This window comes from Dehalobacter sp. CP (assembly GCF_047652685.1).
Lineage (GTDB): Bacteria > Bacillota > Desulfitobacteriia > Desulfitobacteriales > Syntrophobotulaceae > Dehalobacter.
Map to the genome: position 1 here is coordinate 909656 of NZ_CP157399.1, position 22109 is coordinate 931764.

The window sequence follows — 22109 nt, forward strand, 5'->3', positions numbered from 1 at the left end:
ATGGGTGTTCATCAAAATAAACAATCCAAATCTAGAGTCCGCAGGCGCAGAGCAATGGATAAGTTGTCCGTTCCTAATCTTGTGGAATGCCCCCAGTGCCATCAACAGAAGCTTCAGCATCATATTTGTGCGAACTGCGGCTATTACAATGGCAAAGAAGTCATCTCTATGGGTGAATAATAAGTTAGAGTACTCAAAAAAACAGATCAAAGCTTGGCGTCAGCCAAGTTTTCTGTATATAATGAGAGAAAGAGGGTATGTCGTGGATGAAAATCGCCGTTGATGCCATGGGCGGAGATCATGCGCCCGGAGAGATTGTCAAAGGCGCCTTAAAAGCGGCCAAGATTCTTCCGGATATCCAGATCATCCTTGTCGGACAGAAAGACAAGATAGACTTACATATACCTGAAGACTTAAAAAGCACGATTGAGATTTATGAATGTTCCGAAGTCATTGAGATGGATGAACATCCGGCCGCCGCGATTAAGAAGAAGAAAGATGCCTCTATTGTTGTCGCCACGAGACTCGTGAAGGAAGGATATGCGGATGCTCTGGTGTCAGCAGGCAGCACCGGAGCACAGATGGCTTCAGCTTTGCTGGGCTTAGGCAGAATTAAAGGAATCAACCGGCCTGCGATCTGCACGGTTCTGCCGACGCTTCAAGGCGGAAAGCTGCTGCTCGATGTCGGTGCCAATCCGGATGCCAAACCGGAGAACCTTCTGCAATATGCGATGATGGGAAGTATCTACGCCGAAAAGATTCTGGGACTTAAAAGTCCCAAGGTGGCCTTGCTGAATATCGGCAGTGAAGAGGGCAAAGGGAACGAACTTGTTCAGTCTGCTTATGACTTGCTGAAACAATCTTCCCTGAATTTTGCCGGAAATATTGAAGGCAGGGACATTCCCTATGGGACTGCAGATGTCATTGTCTGTGATGCTTTTGTCGGCAACATTGTACTAAAAACCATTGAAGGAATGTCGTCATCGCTTTTCCAGCTGATTAAGCAGAAAATTACAGCTGGCACTACCAGGAAGATAGGAGCAATACTGGTTAAACCCGGATTAAAAGAAATTGCACACATGCTGGATTATTCTGAGTACGGTGGGGCCCCGCTTCTCGGCGTGAACGGTACAAGTATTATCTGTCACGGAAGTTCCAAAGAAAATGCTATTTTTAATGCTGTTCGTGTAGCCAAAGAGTGTATCGAAGGAAAAATTATCGAAAAAATCGTCGATGGTTTAGAAAAAAATACGCAAAAATAGGTTGCTGTCATGAAAAAGTTGCTTGCATTATTGATAAATACTGGTACAATTCTGAATAAAAGGCTTTACTGCTCAGAATAATAGGGTAAGAAATAAAACTACCTGAGAGGGGGTGGCATAAATGGATGTATACGAAAAGGTAAAAGCAATTGTTATTGATCAACTGGGAGTAGGCGAAGATGAAATTACTCCTACCACGACTTTCCAAGCTTTAAACGCAGATTCTCTGGACATTGTTGAGCTTGTTATGGCACTTGAAGAGGAATTCAACCTTGATATTGCCGATGAAGAGGTGGAAAATATTCAGTCCATTGCTGACGTTGTGAAGTATGTGCAAGAGAACCAATAAGCCTAGTTCCAAGGCCCCGTAGTTAGGCTACTACGGGGCTTTTAACTCATTTAGGATGAAAGGAGCAATATATGGCCAAAAGAAACCGCCGCGCGTATTTCCATAAGAGCTCCCGGAATAAATACCTTGAACAAACGGGAGAAGTTGAATCCTTTATCAGCCAGTTAGGATTGGAAAACCTGCAAAGCGAACTGATTTTTACAGCGCTGACGCATCCTTCTTTTACTTTTGAAAATCCCAACAGCGGGCTGGAGAATAATCAGCGGCTGGAGTTTCTAGGCGATGCCGTTTTGGATTTTATCATTGGCGAGTATCTCTATCAGAACTATCCGGATAAGCCTGAAGGTGAGCTTACCAAAATGAGGGCTGCAGTCGTCAATGAAACGACGCTGGCTAGAAAAGCCCGCAGTATTAACTTGGGCCAGGCGCTCTTTCTGGGTAAAGGGGAACAGTCCTCTGGCGGCAGGGACAGGCCGTCCATCATTGCCGATGCGCTGGAGGCAGTCATTGGAGCGATTTATTTGCAGTATGGCTTTGAAAAAGTTCGTAAATTCATACTCGACATGCTTGTTCCGGAGATTCTGGAACTTAACGAAGGAAATTATGGAGATTTCAAAACCATGCTTCAGGAAAAAGCGCAAAAGAAGGAATATGAGGTTTGCTACAGGATCATTGAAGAGACAGGACCCGACCACGATAAACGATTTACGGCAGGGGTCTATCTTCAAGGTGAACTGCAGGGAAAAGGAATCGGTAAGACTAAAAAAGAAGCAGAGCAGCAGGCAGCCCATTTTGCGCTGAAAGCATGGGAGGTATAAATTGGTGATACCTGGAATGGACGCAGAATTATTTCTCAAATCGATTCATATTCAGGGATTTAAGTCTTTTGCAGATAAAACAAAAATTGACCTGCAGCCGGGCATGAGCGTCATTATTGGACCAAACGGCAGCGGTAAGAGCAATGTTGCCGATGCCGTACGTTGGGTGCTTGGTGAACAAAGTGCCAAGAGTCTCCGCGGAAGCAAAATGGAAGATGTCATTTTTTCCGGAAGCTCGTCCCGCAGGCCTGTAGGGATGGCGGAAGTATCTCTGCTCTTTGATAATGCTTCAGGTCTCTTTCCGCTGGATTATGAGGAAGTTGTCATTACCCGCCGGGTTTATCGGGATGGAGAAGCGCAGTATTTTATCAACCGGACACCTTGCAGGTTAAAAGATATCCAGGAACTTTTCCTTGATACCGGCTCGGGAAAAGAAGGATTTTCAATTATCGGACAGGGCAGGATTGAAGAGATTCTGAATCTGAAATCTGATGAAAGGCGTCTGCTGATCGAGGAAGTCGCCGGCATCAGTAAGTTCCGCCTGCGCAAGAGAGAAGCTTTGAGAAAACTTGAGGATACCCGGCAAAATGTCGATCGTCTCAGCGATATTATCGCCGAAGTCGAAGCCAGAATTGAGCCGTTAGCCGAACAGGCCGAAACAGCCAGAACAAGCAAGGAATTAATCTCAGGGCTGGAAAAGCTCGAGATTAATTTAATCGTTAATGAACTTTCTGATATACACAGTAAGCTGACCAATGCCCAGACCTCCGAAGAGACGCTTCGTCAGGAATTTACGGCGCTGACAACTAGGGTCAATGAAGAAGAAAACCTGAGCGTACGCGGCAGGTACGAACTGAATCAATTGGAGCAACGCGTTCAAGACCTGCAGGGGGAAATATACGCTCTTGAAAATAAAATGAACGAAGCAGAACACGAATTATCCTTGCTTTCCGAGAGAAGCGGCTATATCCAGGAACAATTTGGGCGCCTGCAAAAAGAACTGGCGGCTGCACAGGAAACGCTGGCCGCATCCGTTGAAAAGAAGGAAAACCTTACTGCAAAGCAAACGCTTCTGCAGGAAATCCTCCAAAATGCAGCTAGGGATCTAAAAGAGAAAGAACAACAGCTGGAAGAGCTTCGGAAATTAAGCGGGGAAGCACGTCTGGAAGAGCTGAAAACGGAAATCTTTGAAGAACTCTCCAACAAGAGCAAACTTGCTAGTGAAATTGCTGAAATTAATCAAAAGAAAGAAGCTCTTCTTCAACAAGAGAAACAATATACCCGAAACATCAAAGCCAAAGAAGCAGAGAAGGAATCTGTGCTTCAGGAAATTACTGCCCAAATCGAGGAAAAACAAAAACTGGAAGCCAGAGAGGTCGAACTTCTGGGAAAAATAGAAAATATCAGGAAGACGATCCAAAACAACAGGTTGGAACAACAAAATGCTGAGACTGCGTGCTCGGAGTTTCAACGTAAAATTGACCAGACCGGGGCGAGACTTCATGCCCTCCATACACTCCAGGACAGTCTGGAGGGGTATAACAGGGGCGTCAAGGAGACAGTCCTGGCTTACCGGAAAGGCCAAATTACCTGTGAGACTATATTCGGTACAGTGGCTGACAATATCGAAGTAGAGGCCAAATATGAGCTTGCAGTGGAAACCGCTTTGGGGAGTTCTCTGCAGAACATTATTGTGGAAAAAACCGAGGACGGGAAAAAATGTATTGAGTACTTGAAAAAGACGAACAGTGGCCGGGCCACTTTCCTGCCTTTGGATGCAATCCGCGGAACGAGGCAGTCACTTGATGACAAAACAAGACGGCATCACGGTTTTCAAGGGCTGGCGGTTGATCTGGTCAAGTTTGAGCCGCGTTTTAAAGATATCATGGAGTCGCTGCTTGGAAGAATTCTGGTTGCAGACAATCTGAATTCTGCGATTGAGCTGGCTAAAGCTAACCAATACCGGGTCAGGGTAGTAACGCTCTTGGGTGACCAAGTCAACATCGGCGGGTCGCTTACCGGCGGAAGCACGAGATCTCAAAGCAGCGGCCTCTTAAGCAGAGCAAGAGAGATTGAAGAACTGTCTCTGAAGACTAAGGACATGCAGGCCGAACTGGAAGAAAAGAAGCAGCGATACACTGCCATAAAGAAAGAGATGGAAGGCCTCGGGGAAGCGAAAGAAACCATTGATATGGAATTGCTGAAAATTAATGGGGCTAAAGATATCATCGATGTGGACAGCAAACACCACGAGGAAAGAATGAACCGGCTGGAACAGGATCTCCGGGTCATCCGGTATGAACTGGATGAAGTCCGCAATGAACTGACAGGATTTGCTGCCAAATATGAAGAAACCGGACACTTGCTGAACGAAACAGAACAGAAGATTCTGGCTCTGCAGTCAGAGCAGACCGAGCAGGAACAACTGCTGAAAGAAAAAACTTCAGAGGCGCAGGAGCTTTCGGAAAAAATTACTGCGGCCAAAGTCGAGGCTGCCAGATCGGAGCAGGAGTCTAACCAGATCATTCAGCAGATCACTGAGGAAAATGAGCGGATTCTGCTTAACAGGGACCTGATCTCAGAAAAGGACAAGGAGATCGTCGGGCTTCAACAGGCTGAGCAGGAACTGTATTCCGGCAAGGAACAACAGGAAAATAGTGTTCAGGAATACACGGTCCAAATTAATGCCCAGAAATTCAAGCTTGTCGAACTGCGCAGGGAAAAAGAATCTTTCTCAGCGAATAATCTCAAGCAGGAACAGGATATTCAGATGCTGCGGAGTCAGGCCAGGGACATGGAACAGCAGATTCACCAGAATGAGCTCAGGATTGCCCGCTGGCAGGGTGAATGGGAATCTGGAAATGACCGCCTTCAGGAAGAATACCACTTGGCCTGGAAAGACGCGTTAAGCTATCTTTCGCCTGAAAAGAAAGACGCTTTACAGGAGAAGATTGCTTTTTACAAACAAAAAATTGAAGAACTTGGACCCGTAAATTATACAGCCCTTGAGGAATACCCGGAAACGCTGAAACGATTTGAATTCCTGTCCACCCAGAAAAATGATCTGGATGAGGCCGGAAGGACACTTCAGGAGCTGATCGGGGAACTAGACAAGAGTATGATCGAACGTTTTCAGGAAGGTTTCACGGCCGTCAATGAAGCGTTCAAAGAAGTATTTAAACAGCTTTTCAACGGCGGACAAGCTGAATTGTTACTGGATGATCCGAACAATCTTCTGGAGACCGGAGTCAGGATCATGGCCCAGCCCCCGGGCAAAAGGGCACAGCTCCTATCGCTTCTGTCAGGTGGGGAGAGGTCCTTTACGGCGATTGCCCTGCTGTTTGCGTTCCTGAAAGTCAAACCGAGTCCGTTTTGCCTCCTGGATGAGATTGAGGCGGCACTGGATGAAGTCAACGTCAAAAGATTTGTGCAGTATCTGCGCAAACTATCCAAACATACGCAGTTTATCATTATTTCGCACCGCAGGGGAACCATGGAATCCGCGGACAGGCTGTATGGAATCACTATGGAAGAATCGGGCGTATCGAAGCTTTTGACTGTCGAGCTCGAAGACAGAATAGAGGCTCCGGCTATCTAAAAGTATTTTTGCTTGGGTTAGTCTCCATAATGGATGGCCGCTTTCGGCCGTTGCGTCCTCCTTGACGCAAAAGGCCGCGCTGCGCACTCCATGCTCCGCTTGACGCTGGTCATCCATTACGGAGACCTAATCTGGAGTGGGTCAAAGGTTTTTAAGCTAGCGTTGCTTTGGAGTCGTATGAGTTGCATTCTAGCATGCAGAGCATTTTCTGTGTGGATATTTTAGAACGTTTTACTAGTTCGACGACACCAAACAATGATAGCTTAAAAACTTTCAATTGCTCCATATTACGTCTCCGTAATGGATAGCCAGCGTCAAGCGGAGCATGGAGTGCGCAATCTGCCGAAAGCGGTTATCCATCACGGAGACTTAATTTGGAGTGAGTGATTCTTTTGAAGCTAATGTTGCTTTGGAGTCGCTGAACTAGTAAAACGTCCAAAATTCTGGCATGCAGACATGCTTGAATAAGCCTATGATCAGTCTGGGGGCCACAGTTCCGCTGTGAGCGGAGCAGGATTGCGAAGCGCGGCCTTTTGTGCCATGGATGGCACAACGGCCGAAAAGCGGTATTGTGGCCCCCAGACTTACCCAAGATTAATTTAATAGCTTGTAAATAAATTTCAGAATGTATGTTCCAGCCTCGGGGTTGGTCGAATGGACCGAGTTGTTAGAATTAACCGAGTGTGCTAAAATTTCAGTTGTGCAAATATTGCTTTGATAGGAGAAGATGAAGTGGCGGGAATATTTTCCAGACTTAAAGAGCGTTTGACCAAAACCAGGGAAGGTTTTGTCGGCAAAGTTGAACAGCTCTTTACCGGCTCAGGCAAAATTGATGAAGATCTTTATGAAGAATTGGAAGAGATTCTGCTTCAATCAGATGTGGGTGTCAATACCACGCTGAAATTGGTTGAAATGCTGCGTGCATCCGTCAAAGAACAAAAAATTAATGACCGCTCCGTGCTGAGGAATACACTGCAGGAACATATTACTGCGCTATTGGGCGAAGAGAGTCCCTTGTCTTTTGCGGCTTCCAAGCCCACCGTCTATCTGGTCGTTGGTGTCAACGGTGTAGGAAAAACGACCACGATTGGCAAGCTGGCCAAAAATCTGCAGGGCCAAGGCAAAAACGTTTTGCTGGCGGCAGGGGATACTTTCCGAGCAGCAGCGATCGAACAATTGGAAGTATGGGGAGAACGGTCCGGGACAGAGGTTATCAAACAGTCGGAGGGGGCTGATCCTGCTGCGGTGGCTTTTGATGCGCTTCATGCGGCAAGATCCCGGAATGCAGATGTCCTCTTGATCGATACTGCCGGAAGACTGCACAATAAAGTGAATCTGATGAAAGAATTGACCAAGATCAAAAAGGTGGTCGAGCGTGAAGTTCCGGATGCCCCGCACGAGGTGCTGCTGGTGCTCGATGCGACGACCGGACAGAATGCTATCCAGCAGGTGAAGCTTTTCAAGGAAGCAGTCGATATAACAGGGATCATACTCACCAAGCTGGACGGTACGGCTAAAGGCGGCGTAATCCTGGGGATCCGCAATGAAGCGGATATTCCGGTAAAATTGATTGGAATCGGTGAAGGGGCAGAAGATTTAAGGCCTTTTGAACCGAGGGAATTTGCCCGGGCACTGTTTGACCGTTCTGAGGAGGAGTAGTCTTGGATTTTGCACTGATTGGCGGTACCGGAATTGAAAATCTGACGCTTGACGATAGGATCGAGAAGACAGTTGAAACGCCGTATGGTTTTGTTCAGCTGGCTGAAGGGTTCATCAGCGGGATTGGAATGGTGTTTTTAAAAAGACATGGTGCAAAGCATACCTGCCCGCCTCACCTGATTAATTACCGGGCCAATATTTGGGCCCTCAAAAAAATAGGCGTGAAAAAGATTCTGGCCACAGGTGCAGTAGGCTCCATATCTGAAGCTTATCGAATCGGTGATATTGTCTTGCCGGACCAGTTTCTCGATTTTACGAAAAGCCGTGCGGCGACTTTTTTTGAGGATGGGGAACAGGGGGTTTTGCATGTCGATGTTTCGGAACCTTACTGTCCCGATGTGCGTAATCATATCATAGAAGGTGCAGTAAGATCCGGCTTAAATGTAAAAAACGGTGGGGTCTATGTCTGTACCGAAGGCCCCCGTTTTGAAACTCCGGCGGAAATAAACATGTTCCGGATGCTGGGCGGGCACCTGGTAGGAATGACCGGAGTTCCGGAAGTGGTATTGGCCAGGGAACTTGGAATGTGCTATGCGACCATGGCCCTCGTAACCAATCAGGCTGCGGGCATTAAAAAAGACCCATTGACACATGCCGAAGTAATCGCTACTATGGACTTGTTGAGCAAAACTGTGGCAGCATTGGTGGAAAGCACCTGTAAGATCATGGATCATGACCAGCGGTGTTACTGTACTACCGGAAGCAAAGAAGCAGGCTTATTTTAAAGGTTGACACCAGCCAAGTTTTCTTAAGAAAGGCGGAAATCGTGTGAAAGCGCTTCAATGGCAGGGAGATCATTTGTTGATACTCGATCAGACGAAATTGCCGTTTGTCGAACAATACCGCGAAATACATTCTTATAAAGAAATGGCAGAGGCAATAAAAAATATGGAAGTTCGCGGAGCTCCAGCAATCGGGGCGGCTGCAGCCTACGGCTTTGCGCTGGGGGCTGCCGAATACCGCGGAAGCGGTGAAGACTTTAAAGATTATATGGGTGAGGTTCGGACCGTTTTGGAAGGAACACGTCCAACTGCTGTAAACCTTTTTTGGGCACTTAGAAAAATGGAAGATAAATTCAGAGAATTTCTGAATATGAATGATATTGGAAATATTCGGGCAGCTTTAATCAATGAAGCGAATGAAATTGCCGAAGATGACCGCAGAATGAACAAACGTATTGGGGAATACGGCAACACGCTGATTCCGGAAAAAGCAAATATCCTGACGCACTGCAATACAGGCAGTCTTGCTACGGTTGAATTTGGGACAGCCCTGGGGATTATTAGGACTGCACATGATTCCGGGAAAAAGATTCATGTCTTTGCAGGCGAAACGAGACCCCTTTTACAGGGGGCCAGATTAACGGCCTGGGAGCTCCTTCAGGATCAGATCCCGTTAACGTTGATTACGGATAATATGGCCGGCTATCTGATGCAGCAGGGGAAAGTCGATATGGTTATCGTAGGGGCGGACCGTATTGCCGCCAACGGCGATACGGCCAACAAGATAGGAACCTATTCGCTGGCCGTGCTGGCTGCTGCTCATCAAATTCCGTTTTATGTGGCGGCACCGACAACGACCATTGATTTGAAAATATCTGGCGGGGACGAGATCCCTGTAGAAGAGCGGGACGATCAGGAAGTTCGGAAAATCATGGATGTAAGGATTGTTCCCGATGAAGTCAGTGTGTACAATCCCGCTTTTGATATTACGTCGGCAAAATATATTACCGGGATTATTACGGAAAAAGGGATCATATCCCCGCCCTATTCTGTAAATATGGTGAAGATGCTGGTAAGATAATACGAAATAGAAAAAACGTTCGGCTCAAATGGATTTTTGTACAGGTTCATTTAAGCCGTTTTTTTCTGCAAACAGGCGTCAAATGATATAGAAGAGAAAGAAGGTAACCCAATGTCCAGGTATCTAATCAGAGCGATGATTTTACCGATGACCGATGCACAGGATTTCTACCTGCAGGGAGAAATTGCGATAGACGGGGACCGTATTGTTTCTGTCGGGGAGAGAGGAACAGCCCCGGCGGGTTTTAATCCAGACAGAGTCCTGGATTTAACGAACCATGTCGTGATGCCCGGACTTATTAACACGCACACGCATGCTGCAATGACACTGCTGCGCGGCTATGCCGATGATATGCCGCTTATGCCCTGGCTGCAGGAAAAGGTCTGGCCTTTTGAAGATAAAATGACACCGGAAGATATCTACTGGGGGAGTTCGCTTGCTCTTTGTGAGATGCTCCGTTCCGGTACGACGACCATGACGGATATGTATATCAGTGAACAAGAAACGGCCAGGGCAGTTTTGGAATCAGGGACTAGAGCACTGCTGTCCCGCGGCATGATTGATCACAATAAAGAAGCCGGCAACAGATCACTGCAGGAAAATATTGAATTATTCCGGAAGTATCATAACGCTGGGGACGGACGAATTAAGATTATGTTTGGCCCGCATGCCCCGTATACCTGTTCAGAAGAATTTCTGCTGACTGTAAAACAGGAGGCCGACAGGTTAGGAGCCGGCATCCATATCCATCTCGCGGAGACAGAATCCGAACTCGCTACGATCAGGGAGAGATATGGAACAACGCCGCTCTGCTGGCTGGAACAACAGGGTATATTGGGAGGACAAATGATTGCTGCCCATTGTGTTTACCTGAATGATGCCGAACTGGATATCCTTAAAAAGTATAACGTAGGGGTTGCCCATAACCCGGAAAGCAATATGAAGCTGAGCAGCGGAACAGCACGGATTCCGGAAATGCTTAAGCGGGGGATTGCTGTCGGACTCGGAACAGACGGTACTTCCAGCAATAATGATCTTGATATGTTTGGGGAAATGCGTTCGGCTTCCTTTCAGCAAAAACTGGTTGGCTCTCCTGAAGACCTCAAAGCCTATGAAGTTCTGAAAATGGCGACGGCCGGAGGGGCAACTGTGGCAGGATTGAAGGATCTAGGTAAACTTCAGCCCGGCTATAAAGCGGATATGATTTCGATTGACTTTGATCAGCCGCATTTCTATCCGAGGTTCTCGATACCTTCACATCTGGTTTACTGTGCCAGGGGCGGGGATGTCAGAACGGTAATCGTCGACGGAAAGATCCTGATGGAAGACAGGAGACTGCTGACACTTGACGAACAGAAAATCTGCCGCGAAGCAGAAAAAAGAGCCAGGAGAATAGCGTCTGAAGTCTGAGCTTTTCGCTATCCTGCCGACCTGGTTAAACAAGGGGAATTCTGTAAAATTTTATAAAGAAATTATTGAAGAATTTACTGGAGAATTTTCTAAAAGGAACTGTTGGGGTAAGCTAAAAAAGGCTTTTTCGAACTCTTTAGCCGGCATGGGCTTGCCCAGATAGTAGCCTTGAATCTGATCACAGCCCAATTCTTTCAACACTTCGTATTGGGCTGCAGTTTCAACGCCTTCGGCGATGGTTTTAATTTTCATAAAATTCGCCAGCACAATAATCGAACGCACAATTTCTTTGTCAAACTCATCATTGACAATATGATCAATGGAGAGTTTGGCAAATTTTATGCGGTCAAATGGAAACATCTTCAAATGATTTAGAGAGGAATAGCCGGTTCCAAAGTCATCAATCGAGATAGAAATTCCGATATCCCTGATCGTTTTGATAATCCCGTGAATATCATAGGCTTCTTCGATTGCTATGCTTTCAGTGATCTCCATATCAATCCATTCCGGAGGAACAGCATAGAATTTGATTGCTGATTTGACCATTTCACCAAATTCTTTATGATTCAGCTGTTTGATCGAAACGTTGATGCCCATTTTCAGAGTGGTCTGATAACGGTTGTTCCATTCGGCAATTTGGCGGATCGCCCTGTTCATCACCCATTTTCCAAGCGGAATAATCAGGTCTGTCTCCTCTGCAATCGAAATGAATTCGTTCGGAGGAATTGAACCTTCAGCCGGACTATTCCAGCGGAGCAGTGCTTCAATTCCGATAAGACTGTTATCCGGTATGCTGAACTGGGGCTGGTAATGAAGTGAAAATTCTTTATCATAGATCGCCTTTCTCAATAAAATTTCAAGCTTTAGATTCCGTTGGAGGATCGCATTGATTTGCTCATTGAAAAAGACGTATTTATTGAACCCTATTTTCTTGGCCTCATACATCGCTATATCGGAATTCTGGATCAGGGCGTCAAGACTTGAAGCATCATGCGGGTAAATGGAGATCCCGACACTGATCGTTATGTGGAATGTATATTTACTGAGCTGGATTGGCTCTGTACAGATGGCGATGATACCTTGGGCCAGCTTCTCAATATCGCCGTTATGATATTTGCCATGGAACGCCAGCACAAATTCATCACCGCCGAAGCGGGCCAGCAGGTCATGTTCAGGATCGGTAAATTTCTGGAGACGCTTGGAAAGTGCAATGATCAGTTTATCTCCGATAATATGGCCATAAACATCATTGATCGTTTTGAACCGGTCAATATCAAGAAATAACAGGACGAGAATATTATCGTCCTGGCAGTTTTTGATTTTTTCCTGCACAGCTTCCAGAAAGAAGCGGCGGTTGTAAAGCTTCGTTACGATATCTTGACTGGAGAGACAATGTAGCTGGCGGTTTTTTTTCTCGAGTTCTCTGGCTTTTTCCGAAAGCTCCCGTGTACGTTCATCAATACGTTTTTCAAGTTCGGCATTCAGCTCTTTTTCTCTTGTTAAGAGACGCTGGTCTTTGATGGAATTCTGAATATGATTGCTCAATATTCCATGAAGAAAGATAATAATGAAAAAAATCAATAAGCTTTGAATATTGAATCCAACAAAAAACAGAATGATAATAGGCCCGACCAATAAAAGTAACCCCTGATTTCTGTAACCTTCGTTAGAATAATCCCCATATAGCGTGAGATCATCAGCCTCTGCTGTTATATTCTGGGGCGTTATAAGCGCACTGAGCGCAATACCAAGCAAGCTTGCCATATAAATCGAATCAATCACTGAATTCGGAATATAAAGATCATGGAGATAGAGATAATAATAGATCAAGTCGAGCAAAGCGAAGGCAAAAACGGAGCCTGATGAAAGTCGGACGGAGGGGGCGATATTTCCGGCCCGGATTGAGAAAAACCAGATGGATATACCGGTCATCATTCCAATATCGAGAAGGATGCTCATAGATAAAGTCCAGCCGCCTTTGGAAATAAGGTAAAGGTTCTCATAGTGCGCATCAAGGTAAATGACCCAAATCAACAGCAGAATGGAAACGGACATCGTCAGACTGTCAATCAGCAGCTGTAGGGCATTCCATCTTCTGAAGCGGTTTAGGGCAAAGATGACAGAACCGATCGAAAGAAAAAAATTGGTGCCAAAATACAGGGTCGCAATATACAAATCATCTATTGGATCAATCCCAAGCACCCAAACAGAATAGTCCCACATGAAGTCACCGACTGCCCAGGAAAGGGAAGCAAAAGAAAAAGACAGCCAGATGTAACGGACATACTTTGGCTGGTTTGGCTTAAAATAGGCATACAAAAGCAGAGAAAATGATATCAGGGCACCAATCGGCGAGAGAATATTCCCCCAAAAATTGGATTGGTTAATGGTCGCAGTAAGGTAAAAAAGATAATAAACAGCAATGAAAACAAAAATTAGTGTCTTATTCTTTGTTACTTTCATATTTATTTCTCCGTACAGTATTTATCCATAATATTATCGGAAATTTTTTTGATTTTCTGAAATATATGTAATATATTACCACGGAAAAATAGCGATTTATACATAAAAATGTAAATACATTTATTATATAGTCAATTATACTCATAATAATAAATGAAGTGAGTAGCTTTAAGAATGCTAAAACTAGACAATGATTTACAAATTTCTTATTATTCTGACTTGCCAATCCCAATCCAACACGCAGTAAAAAACTTGACAACGAAAGTATTTTTGGATAAAATACAAAAGATGTAAAGCAAAAATACTTTACGGTGAGGCCGGAATATCAAAATGAAAGAAATTGCTGAAAAAGCCTTGTTATTTGATTTTTATGGCCCCTTGCTGACAGAAAAGCAAGGAAAAATATGGGATTTGTACTATCAGCAGGATTACTCACTGTCTGAGATTGCTGCCGAAGAAGGCATCAGCCGCCAGGCGGTTTATGATTTACTCAAAAGAACTGAAAAGATTCTGGAGGGATATGAGCACAAGCTTGGACTCATTTTCCGATTTATCCAGGAAAGAGATAAATTCCACCGCATAGAATCCCTGCTGGAAGAAGTAAAAAAAGAAGATTTCTCCAGCGGATCTGCCTGGAAACGTCAGTTGGATATAAATATGCGGATCAAAGAGATTATCGCAGATACGCTCGAATAGCGAATAAAAATACGATGGGGAAAGAAGGGACGCCGGGATGGCAATGTTTGAGGGTCTAAGCGAAAAACTCCAGGCTACTTTCAAAAGACTTAGAGGAAAAGGTAAATTAACCGAAGCCGATGTTACAGAGGCCCTGCGTGAAGTTAGAATTGCGCTGCTTGAAGCAGACGTCAATTTCAAGGTTGTCAAAGAACTGATTGCCCGGATCAAGGAGAGGTCTGTAGGTCAGGAAGTACTAGAATCCCTTACTCCCGGGCAGCATGTGATAAAAATTGTCCACGAAGAGATTATCCGTCTGATGGGTGGGAGTGAAAGCAAAATATCGATTTCCTCCAAACCACCGACAATTATTATGCTGGTGGGACTGCAGGGAGCCGGAAAAACCACCCATGGTGCCAAGCTCGCCAATATGCTGAAAAAGCAGGGGAAACACCCGCTGCTGGTCGCCTGTGACATCTATCGTCCTGCTGCAATTAAACAGCTGGAAGTTTTAGGGGAACAGATCAAGGTTCCGGTTTTTTCTCTCGGTCAGGAAAATCCCGTGAAGATCGCTTCCGAGAGTCTGGTATTTTCGAGAAAAAATGGCAATGATGTCGTCATCATTGATACTGCCGGACGGCTGCATATTAATGAAGAACTCATGGATGAACTGTCCAGGATCAAAGGAAATGTCAAACCGCATGAAATATTGTTGGTCGTCGATGCCATGACAGGTCAGGATGCAGTAAATGCTGCCGATGCTTTTCACCAACAGCTCGGACTTGACGGCGTTATTCTTTCCAAGCTTGACGGGGATACCCGCGGCGGTGCAGCGCTTTCCGTCAAAGCAGTGACCGGCTGCCCAATCAAATTTGCCGGAACCGGCGAAAAAATAGATGCTTTGGAAGTTTTTCACCCTGACCGGATCGCGTCCAGGATTTTAGGTATGGGCGATGTGCTGACCCTGATCGAGAGAGCCCAGCAGAATGTCGACGAGAAAAAAGCCAGGGAACTGGAAGAGAAAATCCGCAAACAAGAGCTTACGCTGGATGACTATCTTGACCAGATCAAACAGTTGCGCTCGATGGGTCCTTTGTCGTCTGTGCTGGAAATGCTGCCTGGAATCGGCAAGCAGATGAAAGGCGTCCAGATCGATGAGAAAGAGTTCTACAAGGCGGAAGCCATCATCTGCTCGATGACAGCGGATGAAAGAAGAAAACCGATCCTAATCAAGGACTCCCGTAAAAAAAGGATAGCGAAAGGGAGCGGAACAACGGTTGTCGATGTTGGAAGGCTTCTTAAGCAATATGAACAAACCAAGAAAATGATGAAACAGCTTTCCGGGCTCCCAGGGATGGGAGGAGCCGCCAAAGGCGGTGCGAAGAAAGGGAAAAAAGGGAAAAAACAAGGCAAGAAGTCTTTCCCCAAATTTCCTTTCCAGATATAGTGTCAATTTCAAATAATTGGAATATACCTTAGAATTATTGGCGATTCCCAAATAACATTTATGTTGTTGAATATATTCTTAGAGTTTGTTGGAGGAGGTGAAATTATGGCAACAACGATTCGTTTGCGCCGCATGGGTGCAAAGAAAAATCCTTTCTACCGTCTTGTAGTATGCGACTCAGCATCCCGCCGTGATGGCAGAGCAATTGAGGAAATTGGGTATTATGATCCTACCAAAAATCCTCATGAAATCAAGATAGATGAGATCAAAGCGCTGGAATGGTTGACTCAGGGAGCTCAACCTTCGGATACCGCAAAATCTCTGCTCAGTCAGACCGGAATTATGGAGAAATTTCATAAATCCAAGTAAGCATGGAGGTGACTCCTGTGAAAGAAGTCGTAGAGGTACTAGCTAAGGCATTGGTGGATCATCCTGAAGAAGTTATTGTGGTTCAGAATGCTACAGAGAGAACTGTGCACCTTCAGTTGACAGTTGCTCAGGAAGATATGGGTAAAGTGATCGGTAAACAGGGCAAGATCGCTAACGCTATCCGGACAATTGTCAAGGCTGCGGCCGTGAAAGACGGACGCAGGGTTATTGTTGATATTGACCAGTAAGGTTGGAAAGGGCTCAGGCCCTTTTTGACTTTACTGGTTCAGAAAAACGCTAAGTGCTTTTTGAACCATCTAAGGACAGCTAAGGCTGACGATGGCCAAGTTTTCTTTAAATGGGATGGATGGATTTCGGAAATTCTTTAAAGGAAAGGGCGTAACGCCTTGGAAAGTGTATTAATTGGAGAGGTCCTGAAACCGCAGGGTATCAAAGGAGAGATCAAGGTATATCCGATTACGGATAATACAGAGCGGTTCAGGGATCTGAAAGAAATTTATCTATCTGATGGAGAGACTGAAAAAATTTTTCATGTCCAGGGGGTAAGGATCGATCCGAAAGGTATCGTGTTCCTGACTTTGGAAGGCATTGCTACCAGGGAGGATGCTGAAAAGATCCGTGGATTTGAGGTCAGGCTAGATCGATCGGAGATTCCTCCGCTGCAAGACCGCTGGTATTACTTTGAGCTTGAGGGAATGCAGGTTTACGAGAATGATATTCTGCTGGGAACTTTGATAAGAGTTCAGGAAACTGGTTCGAACGATATCTATATTGTCCGCGGCGAAAAAACTGAATTCTGTGTTCCGGCCTTAAGAACCGTTGTCAAAAAGGTGGATGTCCAGGCGAAAAGAATGGATGTCATTTTGCCTCCGGGGCTACTCGATGATGAGTCTTAGCATAAAGAGAGGCTGCATATGAAGTTTACGGTACTGACGATTTTTCCGGAAATGTTTGCGCCATTAAAAGAAAGCATTCTGAAAAGGGCTCAGGAAGCGGGCCTGCTTGAGATAGCGCTTGTCAATTTCCGCGATTATGCCGAGAGCAAACATAAAAATGTGGATGATATCCCGTATGGCGGGGGTTCGGGAATGGTTTTAAAGCCGGAGCCTCTGTTCAAGGCTGTCCGGAATTTGCCGGAGCCTGCAGGAAGCCGCCGAATTATTTTGCTCTCGCCTCAGGGGAAAAAATTTGAGCAGCGGGAAGCTTTGAGACTGGCTGGGTATGATGAGTTAGTTTTTTTGTGCGGCCATTATGAAGGATTTGACGAGAGAATACGCGCCCTGGTCGATGAGGAGATGTCCATCGGAGATTATGTTTTAACGGGAGGAGAACTTGCTGCGATGGTGATGATCGATTCGGTGGCAAGGCTCTTACCGGGCGTCCTCGGGAACAGTGTTTCTCAAGAGGATGATTCCCACAGTCAGGGTCTGCTCGAGTATCCTCAGTATACACGTCCTCCCGACTTTGAAGGAATGCAGGTGCCCGAGGTTCTGCTTTCAGGACACCACGCCAACATTGAATGCTGGCGTAGAAAAGAGTCTCTGAGAAGGACTCTCCTGAAAAGAAGTGATTTAATCCCGCAGATAGAGTTTCAGCAAACAGATTATCCACTTCTAGAGGAACTTGCGCTCGATCATCCGGAGATTAAGATTTACCGCGAGAAATGGGAGCATTTAAAGACTGCTCCGAAACGGAGACGACGAATTAAGAGTGAGTAGTATAAAGACCAAAGACCTATTGTGGCAGGTCTGCATGCTATATAGCCACTTATTTAGCGTATTGCTTTTCGTTGTAAGCCTCGTTTCTAGTGCCGTCTTACGAAGTGAATGCTTATGCGTCTAAAGAAAGATCTGCATTCTGGCATGCAGATCTGCGTAAATAATCCTACGATCAGTCTGGGGGCCACAGTTCCGCTGTGAGCGGAGCAGGATTGCGTAGCGCGGCCTTTAAACGGATTATGCCATCCATGGCACGCGGATATTGTGACCCACAGACTAACCCTAGATTACTATTTAATAAGATCTGGAGGAAATAATGGGAGAATTATATGTAGCCCTTATTCACGCACCTGTCTACAACAAAAATATGGAGCAGATCGCAACGTCGATAACCAACCTTGATTTGCACGATATTGCCCGAAGCTCAGCTACTTATGGGGTGAATACCTATTATGTTGTCCATCCCGGTCCGGCTCAGCAGGATCTCGCCCGGCGGATCATGGGCTTTTGGCGGGAAGGGTATGGCGCTGAATATAACCCCAATAGATATGAAGCTTTTGAGAAAGTGAAGCTTGCTTCGACGCTGGAAGAAGTTGTCCAGGAAATCAAAAGCAGGAATCCCGGCAAGAAATTATTCACGGTTGCAACGGATGCGAGACTGTATCGGAATACGATTGAATATTCCGACCTGCGCCGGAAACTCGAGGAAACTGATGAGGACTTTCTGCTGCTTTTCGGAACAGGTTGGGGTATTATAAAGGAAGAAATGGAAAAAGCAGACTATATTCTGAAGCCGGTTTATGGTTTTGGGGACTATAATCATCTGTCTGTCCGGTCAGCTGCGGCAATCATTTTGGATAGGCTCAGAGGCCATTAATCGCGATCTTTCGGATTGACAAGGCACTAGAATAAAGTGTTTTCTTTTGGAGAAAATAGTGCTGGGGTGAGATTATGAAAAACACTTTAATTCTGGGTGGGGGAATCGGCGGTATTGTTGCCTCCAATATTCTTAAAAATGCGGCGGGGGATTCCATGCAGGTAACGGTCGTAGACCGGGAAGTAAATCATTACTTTGCAGCCGCTTATCCACTTCTGATGATCGGTCAGCGAGAACCAACGGATATAACAAGGAAGTTAACCAATTTAAAAAAGAAGAATATCCATGTTTTGCATCAGGAAGTACAGAAAATCGATGTAACCGGACATCAGGTCTCAACAAATCAGGGAGTCTTGCCTTTTGACTACTTGATTATTTCTTTGGGAGTGGAGTATCACACGGAGACCGTACCCGGATTCAAAGAATATGCTTTAAATGCTTATGATTTTGATGGGGTGAGAAAGATAAATCAGCAATTAAACAATTTCTCCTCCGGACGAATTGTTTTTTTTATATCTAGCTTGCCCTACAAATGTCCACCTGCTCCTTATGAAATAATGTTTCTTTTGGACCAGTTTTTTCGAAAAAGGGGAATTCGAAATAAAATTGAGCTTATCTTGGTGACGCCGGATTACTCCCCGGAGCCATTAGCCAAGCCCAAGGTTGGGCAAAGCGTAAGGAAAATGCTTGCTGAAAAAGGGATAGAATTGATCACGGAAGCGAAAGTGCTCAGGATTGAGGAAAAAGCTTTAATCCTGGATCATGGCACGAAAATTGCTGCGGATCTTTTGTTGGGTATTGCGCCTCACTGGACTCCGGAGGTATTGCGAAAGTCGAATTTGGTGGATAGCAGTGGATTTGTTGAAGTAGACCTTCACACGCTGGAAACAAATTACCCGACAATCTATGCCATTGGTGATGCTGCAGCGGTAAAGCTTCCGGTAATGGGGGCCTACGCACCGAAAGCCGGCACGTTTGCGCATTACCAGGCAGATGTAGTGGCAAGAAATATCTATCTTCTGTCCAGGGGGGCAAAGCCGGAATATACCTATAAAGGAAAGGGAACCTGAATCATGAATACCGGGTTCGGTCGAGCCCGATATTCATCGGTTCAGTATTATAAAAAGCCAAGCCCATCGATCTCTCTATGGAAGCCAACACGGGCAGCCTATTTGGCAAAACTCGGATTTGAAAAATACTGGTTTGGCCGTTTTATATAATCCCGGAATCAGAGAAGATCAGAAAAAACAGAAATGAAAAGCAGATATGAAGGACAAGCAAAAATTGACGCTGTATCGAAAACTTGAAGAATATTAACTAGAGATTTAGTAAAAAAGATATAGTATATTGCGCATTTTTGGTGTGTGTGGTAATATGATACAGTGTAAAAAACGGATGGTCCTCTGGCTTGATGTAAGAAGTTAAGAACATCTAGGCAAGGAAGGGGGTAATTTATTATGGATTATATTCGTATGATTGAAGAGCAGCAGCTTAAAGATAATATTCCTTCATTCCGTCCTGGAGATACAGTCAAAGTACATGTACGTATTATCGAGGGTTCTCGTGAGCGTATTCAGGTCTTTGAGGGGCTTGTGATTAAAAGGAAGGGCGATGGCTTAAGGGAGACTTTCACCGTGCGCCGTGTTTCCAACGGAGTAGGTGTAGAAAGAACATTCCCCCTTCATTCTCCACGTATTGACAAGATTGAAGTTGTACGTAAAGGTATTGTCCGCAGAGCGAAACTTTACTATCTGCGTGACCGTTACGGCAAATCGGCCAGAATCAGAGAACGCCGCTAATAACAGAGAAGATGGAAAAGAGCTGGAGAAATTCAGCTCTTTCGTTTTCTATGGAGGATTATGAACATTCAATGGTATCCTGGTCATATGACCAGAGCGAAAAGAAAGCTCGAAGAACAACTGGCTTGGGTTGATATTGTCATGGAACTGGGAGACGCTCGTTTGCCGCTGAGCAGCAGGAATCCCCTGCTGAAGCAGCTGCTTGGAAACAAGCTCCGCTTGCTTTTGTTGAACAAATCGGACTTGGCCGACAAAAAGAGGACCGACCAGTGGTTAGCTGAACTTGGCAAAGAAGGACCTGTTTTAGCGATTAGTTCCATGACCAGTGTTGGCGTCAAAAAAATTGTCCCGCTGCTCGACGAACTGATGACGGATAAAAGAGAACGGCTGGCCGCCAGGGGAGTGCGGGGAAGACCTATTCGCGTCATGGTTGTCGGGATACCCAATATTGGCAAGTCTACGCTGATTAATCAGCTGACCGGCGGTTCACAAGCCAAGACGGGCAACAAACCAGGTGTTACGCGCGGCAACCAGTGGATCAGGATACATGATAAAGTCGAGTTGCTTGATACTCCGGGTATGCTTTGGCCCAAATTTGATGATCCCGAAGTAGGCAGGAAGCTGGCTGTGACCGGCGCGGTAAGAGATGAGGTATTCGACCAGGAAGAACTTGCCCAGTGGCTTCTCGCTTGGCTTAAACAGAACTATCCTCAGGAACTGCAAAGCTTTTACAAGCTTGAAGAAACAGACACTGATCTTGAAGGAATTGGCCGTAAAAGAGGCTGTTTGGTTAGCGGTGGCAGGATCGATACCTTCAAAGCCGCCCAGATCTTTCTTCGTGAGTTCCGCAGCGGTAAGATCGCCAAAGTGACGATGGATTAAAATTTGACGCTTCTATACATTACGGAGACTGGTCTCTGGCGTATGTGCCACATTTTATTCAGCTGGGGAGATGAAGGAATGAATGAAATCGAAAGGATAGAGAAACTCCTGGAGATAGAAAAAGGTTTGTTCGCTGAAGGGTATTCACGTATTGCCGGTGTAGATGAAGCAGGGAGAGGCCCACTTGCCGGGCCTGTTATTGCCGCTGCCTGCATCCTCCCAAGGGAGTTTGACCTGCCCGGTCTGAATGACTCTAAAAAATGTTCGGAAAAGAAAAGAAGAGAATTAGCGGGAAAAATTAAAAGGCAGGCTGTAGCTTTTGCGCTGGGAAGTGCGACATCCGAGGAAATTGACCTGCTGAACATATTAAGAGCTACAAAGCTGGCGATGACAAGAGCCTTGGAAAACCTGAAACCCAACCCTGATTACATCATTATTGACGGCAGGGACATGCTGAACATTAATACGGTTCAGAAAGCCATTATTGGTGGAGACGGTCTTAGTGCGAGTATTGCCGCAGCTTCAATTCTGGCCAAGGTCACCAGGGATGAGCTGATGGATGAGATGCATCAGCTTTATCCGGAATATCATTTTGATCAACACAAGGGTTATGGAACCAAGTTGCACATGGAGGTAATAAACCGCTTTGGTCCTTGCCCAATCCACCGGCAAAGTTTCTCCCCGATCAAAGAAATCATTACCGGAACGCAGTACAAGCTTGGGTAATCTTTACGATACGTAAGCTTTTGTGATACGTAAGTATATATTTTAGAACATGCGCCTACATAAAGAAGCTATAAGACAATAGGGTTATTAGAATAATAATTAGCATATATCCGGAAAAAGTAAGGAATAGCTGCACGAAAGCGGCTATCCCTTACTATTCTGAGACGTATTTT

General features: G+C 45.5%; 21 protein-coding genes. 20 read left to right on the forward strand and 1 reads right to left on the reverse strand.

What is annotated here, in order from left to right; translation table 11 throughout:
* The 9 genes from rpmF (at position 1) to AAH944_RS04630 (ending at position 10959) form a co-directional block, all read left to right on the forward strand.
* Entirely contained in the window at positions 1–180 is a 180-nt protein-coding gene (rpmF, locus tag AAH944_RS04590) for a 50S ribosomal protein L32 (RefSeq protein ID WP_015044199.1), read from the forward strand.
* A gap of 86 nt (positions 181–266) precedes the next feature.
* A complete protein-coding gene (gene plsX / locus AAH944_RS04595; protein WP_415537773.1) occupies positions 267–1262 on the forward strand; it encodes a phosphate acyltransferase PlsX in 996 nt (331 codons plus the stop codon).
* Positions 1263–1383: 121 nt separating this feature from the next.
* On the forward strand, positions 1384–1611 hold the full coding sequence (gene acpP, locus AAH944_RS04600) for an acyl carrier protein (RefSeq protein WP_015044197.1): 228 nt from the start codon (positions 1384–1386) through the stop codon (positions 1609–1611).
* Between the two features lie 71 nt (positions 1612–1682).
* Positions 1683–2429 carry a ribonuclease III gene (gene rnc / locus AAH944_RS04605; RefSeq protein WP_415536890.1) on the forward strand — a complete coding sequence of 249 codons (747 nt, stop codon included), beginning with the start codon at positions 1683–1685 and terminating at the stop codon, positions 2427–2429.
* Between the two features lie 16 nt (positions 2430–2445).
* Entirely contained in the window at positions 2446–6027 is a 3582-nt protein-coding gene (gene smc, locus AAH944_RS04610; RefSeq protein ID WP_415537775.1) for a chromosome segregation protein SMC, read from the forward strand.
* Positions 6028–6759: 732 nt separating this feature from the next.
* Positions 6760–7686 (forward strand): signal recognition particle-docking protein FtsY, encoded by a 927-nt coding sequence (gene ftsY / locus AAH944_RS04615; protein WP_415536892.1) that lies wholly within the window; start codon positions 6760–6762, stop codon positions 7684–7686.
* A gap of 2 nt (positions 7687–7688) precedes the next feature.
* On the forward strand, positions 7689–8471 hold the full coding sequence (gene mtnP / locus AAH944_RS04620; RefSeq protein WP_415536894.1) for an S-methyl-5'-thioadenosine phosphorylase: 783 nt from the start codon (positions 7689–7691) through the stop codon (positions 8469–8471).
* 43 nt (positions 8472–8514) lie between these two features.
* Positions 8515–9549 carry an S-methyl-5-thioribose-1-phosphate isomerase gene (gene mtnA, locus AAH944_RS04625; RefSeq protein WP_415536895.1) on the forward strand — a complete coding sequence of 345 codons (1035 nt, stop codon included), beginning with the start codon at positions 8515–8517 and terminating at the stop codon, positions 9547–9549.
* 111 nt (positions 9550–9660) lie between these two features.
* Positions 9661–10959: an amidohydrolase gene (locus tag AAH944_RS04630; protein WP_415536897.1), complete on the forward strand. Its 1299-nt coding sequence runs from the start codon at positions 9661–9663 to the stop codon at positions 10957–10959.
* A 51-nt stretch (positions 10960–11010) separates the two neighbouring features.
* Here the strand turns inward: AAH944_RS04630 and AAH944_RS04635 are convergent, their stop codons facing one another.
* On the reverse strand, positions 11011–13422 hold the full coding sequence (locus AAH944_RS04635; protein ID WP_415536900.1) for a putative bifunctional diguanylate cyclase/phosphodiesterase: 2412 nt from the start codon (positions 13420–13422) through the stop codon (positions 11011–11013).
* Between the two features lie 330 nt (positions 13423–13752).
* Here AAH944_RS04635 and ylxM point away from each other — a divergent pair, with 330 nt between their 5' ends.
* The 11 genes from ylxM (at position 13753) to AAH944_RS04690 (ending at position 21936) form a co-directional block, all read left to right on the forward strand.
* A complete protein-coding gene (ylxM, locus tag AAH944_RS04640) occupies positions 13753–14118 on the forward strand; it encodes a YlxM family DNA-binding protein (protein ID WP_415536902.1) in 366 nt (121 codons plus the stop codon).
* A gap of 43 nt (positions 14119–14161) precedes the next feature.
* A complete protein-coding gene (gene ffh / locus AAH944_RS04645) occupies positions 14162–15544 on the forward strand; it encodes a signal recognition particle protein (RefSeq protein ID WP_415537776.1) in 1383 nt (460 codons plus the stop codon).
* A 105-nt stretch (positions 15545–15649) separates the two neighbouring features.
* Complete coding sequence (rpsP, locus tag AAH944_RS04650) at positions 15650–15913, forward strand: 30S ribosomal protein S16 (RefSeq protein ID WP_415536904.1); 264 nt, start codon at positions 15650–15652, stop codon at positions 15911–15913.
* Between the two features lie 17 nt (positions 15914–15930).
* Positions 15931–16161, forward strand: coding sequence for a KH domain-containing protein (locus tag AAH944_RS04655; protein WP_015044186.1), 231 nt, complete (start codon positions 15931–15933; stop codon positions 16159–16161).
* A 159-nt stretch (positions 16162–16320) separates the two neighbouring features.
* On the forward strand, positions 16321–16830 hold the full coding sequence (gene rimM, locus AAH944_RS04660; protein WP_415536906.1) for a ribosome maturation factor RimM: 510 nt from the start codon (positions 16321–16323) through the stop codon (positions 16828–16830).
* Between the two features lie 18 nt (positions 16831–16848).
* Entirely contained in the window at positions 16849–17652 is an 804-nt protein-coding gene (gene trmD, locus AAH944_RS04665; protein ID WP_415536908.1) for a tRNA (guanosine(37)-N1)-methyltransferase TrmD, read from the forward strand.
* 316 nt (positions 17653–17968) lie between these two features.
* A complete protein-coding gene (locus AAH944_RS04670) occupies positions 17969–18529 on the forward strand; it encodes an RNA methyltransferase (protein WP_415536910.1) in 561 nt (186 codons plus the stop codon).
* A 74-nt stretch (positions 18530–18603) separates the two neighbouring features.
* Positions 18604–19599, forward strand: coding sequence for an NAD(P)/FAD-dependent oxidoreductase (locus AAH944_RS04675; RefSeq protein WP_415536912.1), 996 nt, complete (start codon positions 18604–18606; stop codon positions 19597–19599).
* A gap of 387 nt (positions 19600–19986) precedes the next feature.
* On the forward strand, positions 19987–20328 hold the full coding sequence (gene rplS, locus AAH944_RS04680) for a 50S ribosomal protein L19 (protein WP_119774285.1): 342 nt from the start codon (positions 19987–19989) through the stop codon (positions 20326–20328).
* Between the two features lie 60 nt (positions 20329–20388).
* Positions 20389–21210 carry a ribosome biogenesis GTPase YlqF gene (gene ylqF / locus AAH944_RS04685; RefSeq protein ID WP_415536914.1) on the forward strand — a complete coding sequence of 274 codons (822 nt, stop codon included), beginning with the start codon at positions 20389–20391 and terminating at the stop codon, positions 21208–21210.
* Between the two features lie 78 nt (positions 21211–21288).
* Entirely contained in the window at positions 21289–21936 is a 648-nt protein-coding gene (locus tag AAH944_RS04690; protein WP_415536916.1) for a ribonuclease HII, read from the forward strand.
* The last annotated feature ends 173 nt before the right edge of the window (positions 21937–22109 follow it).

Bases quoted from the DNA above. Each gene is read 5' to 3' on its own strand.
- rpmF (WP_015044199.1), top strand. From the start codon at position 1: ATGGGTGTTCATCAAAATAAACAATCCAAATCTAGAGTCCGCAGGCGC.
- plsX (WP_415537773.1), top strand. From the start codon at position 267: ATGAAAATCGCCGTTGATGCCATGGGCGGAGATCATGCGCCCGGAGAG.
- acpP (WP_015044197.1), top strand. From the start codon at position 1,384: ATGGATGTATACGAAAAGGTAAAAGCAATTGTTATTGATCAACTGGGA.
- rnc (WP_415536890.1), top strand. From the start codon at position 1,683: ATGGCCAAAAGAAACCGCCGCGCGTATTTCCATAAGAGCTCCCGGAAT.
- smc (WP_415537775.1), top strand. From the start codon at position 2,446: ATGGACGCAGAATTATTTCTCAAATCGATTCATATTCAGGGATTTAAG.
- AAH944_RS04630 (WP_415536897.1), top strand. From the start codon at position 9,661: ATGTCCAGGTATCTAATCAGAGCGATGATTTTACCGATGACCGATGCA.
- AAH944_RS04635 (WP_415536900.1), bottom strand. From the start codon at position 13,422: ATGAAAGTAACAAAGAATAAGACACTAATTTTTGTTTTCATTGCTGTT.
- ylxM (WP_415536902.1), top strand. From the start codon at position 13,753: ATGAAAGAAATTGCTGAAAAAGCCTTGTTATTTGATTTTTATGGCCCC.
- ffh (WP_415537776.1), top strand. From the start codon at position 14,162: ATGTTTGAGGGTCTAAGCGAAAAACTCCAGGCTACTTTCAAAAGACTT.
- rpsP (WP_415536904.1), top strand. From the start codon at position 15,650: ATGGCAACAACGATTCGTTTGCGCCGCATGGGTGCAAAGAAAAATCCT.
- trmD (WP_415536908.1), top strand. From the start codon at position 16,849: ATGAAGTTTACGGTACTGACGATTTTTCCGGAAATGTTTGCGCCATTA.
- AAH944_RS04670 (WP_415536910.1), top strand. From the start codon at position 17,969: ATGGGAGAATTATATGTAGCCCTTATTCACGCACCTGTCTACAACAAA.
- AAH944_RS04675 (WP_415536912.1), top strand. From the start codon at position 18,604: ATGAAAAACACTTTAATTCTGGGTGGGGGAATCGGCGGTATTGTTGCC.
- rplS (WP_119774285.1), top strand. From the start codon at position 19,987: ATGGATTATATTCGTATGATTGAAGAGCAGCAGCTTAAAGATAATATT.
- ylqF (WP_415536914.1), top strand. From the start codon at position 20,389: ATGAACATTCAATGGTATCCTGGTCATATGACCAGAGCGAAAAGAAAG.
- AAH944_RS04690 (WP_415536916.1), top strand. From the start codon at position 21,289: ATGAATGAAATCGAAAGGATAGAGAAACTCCTGGAGATAGAAAAAGGT.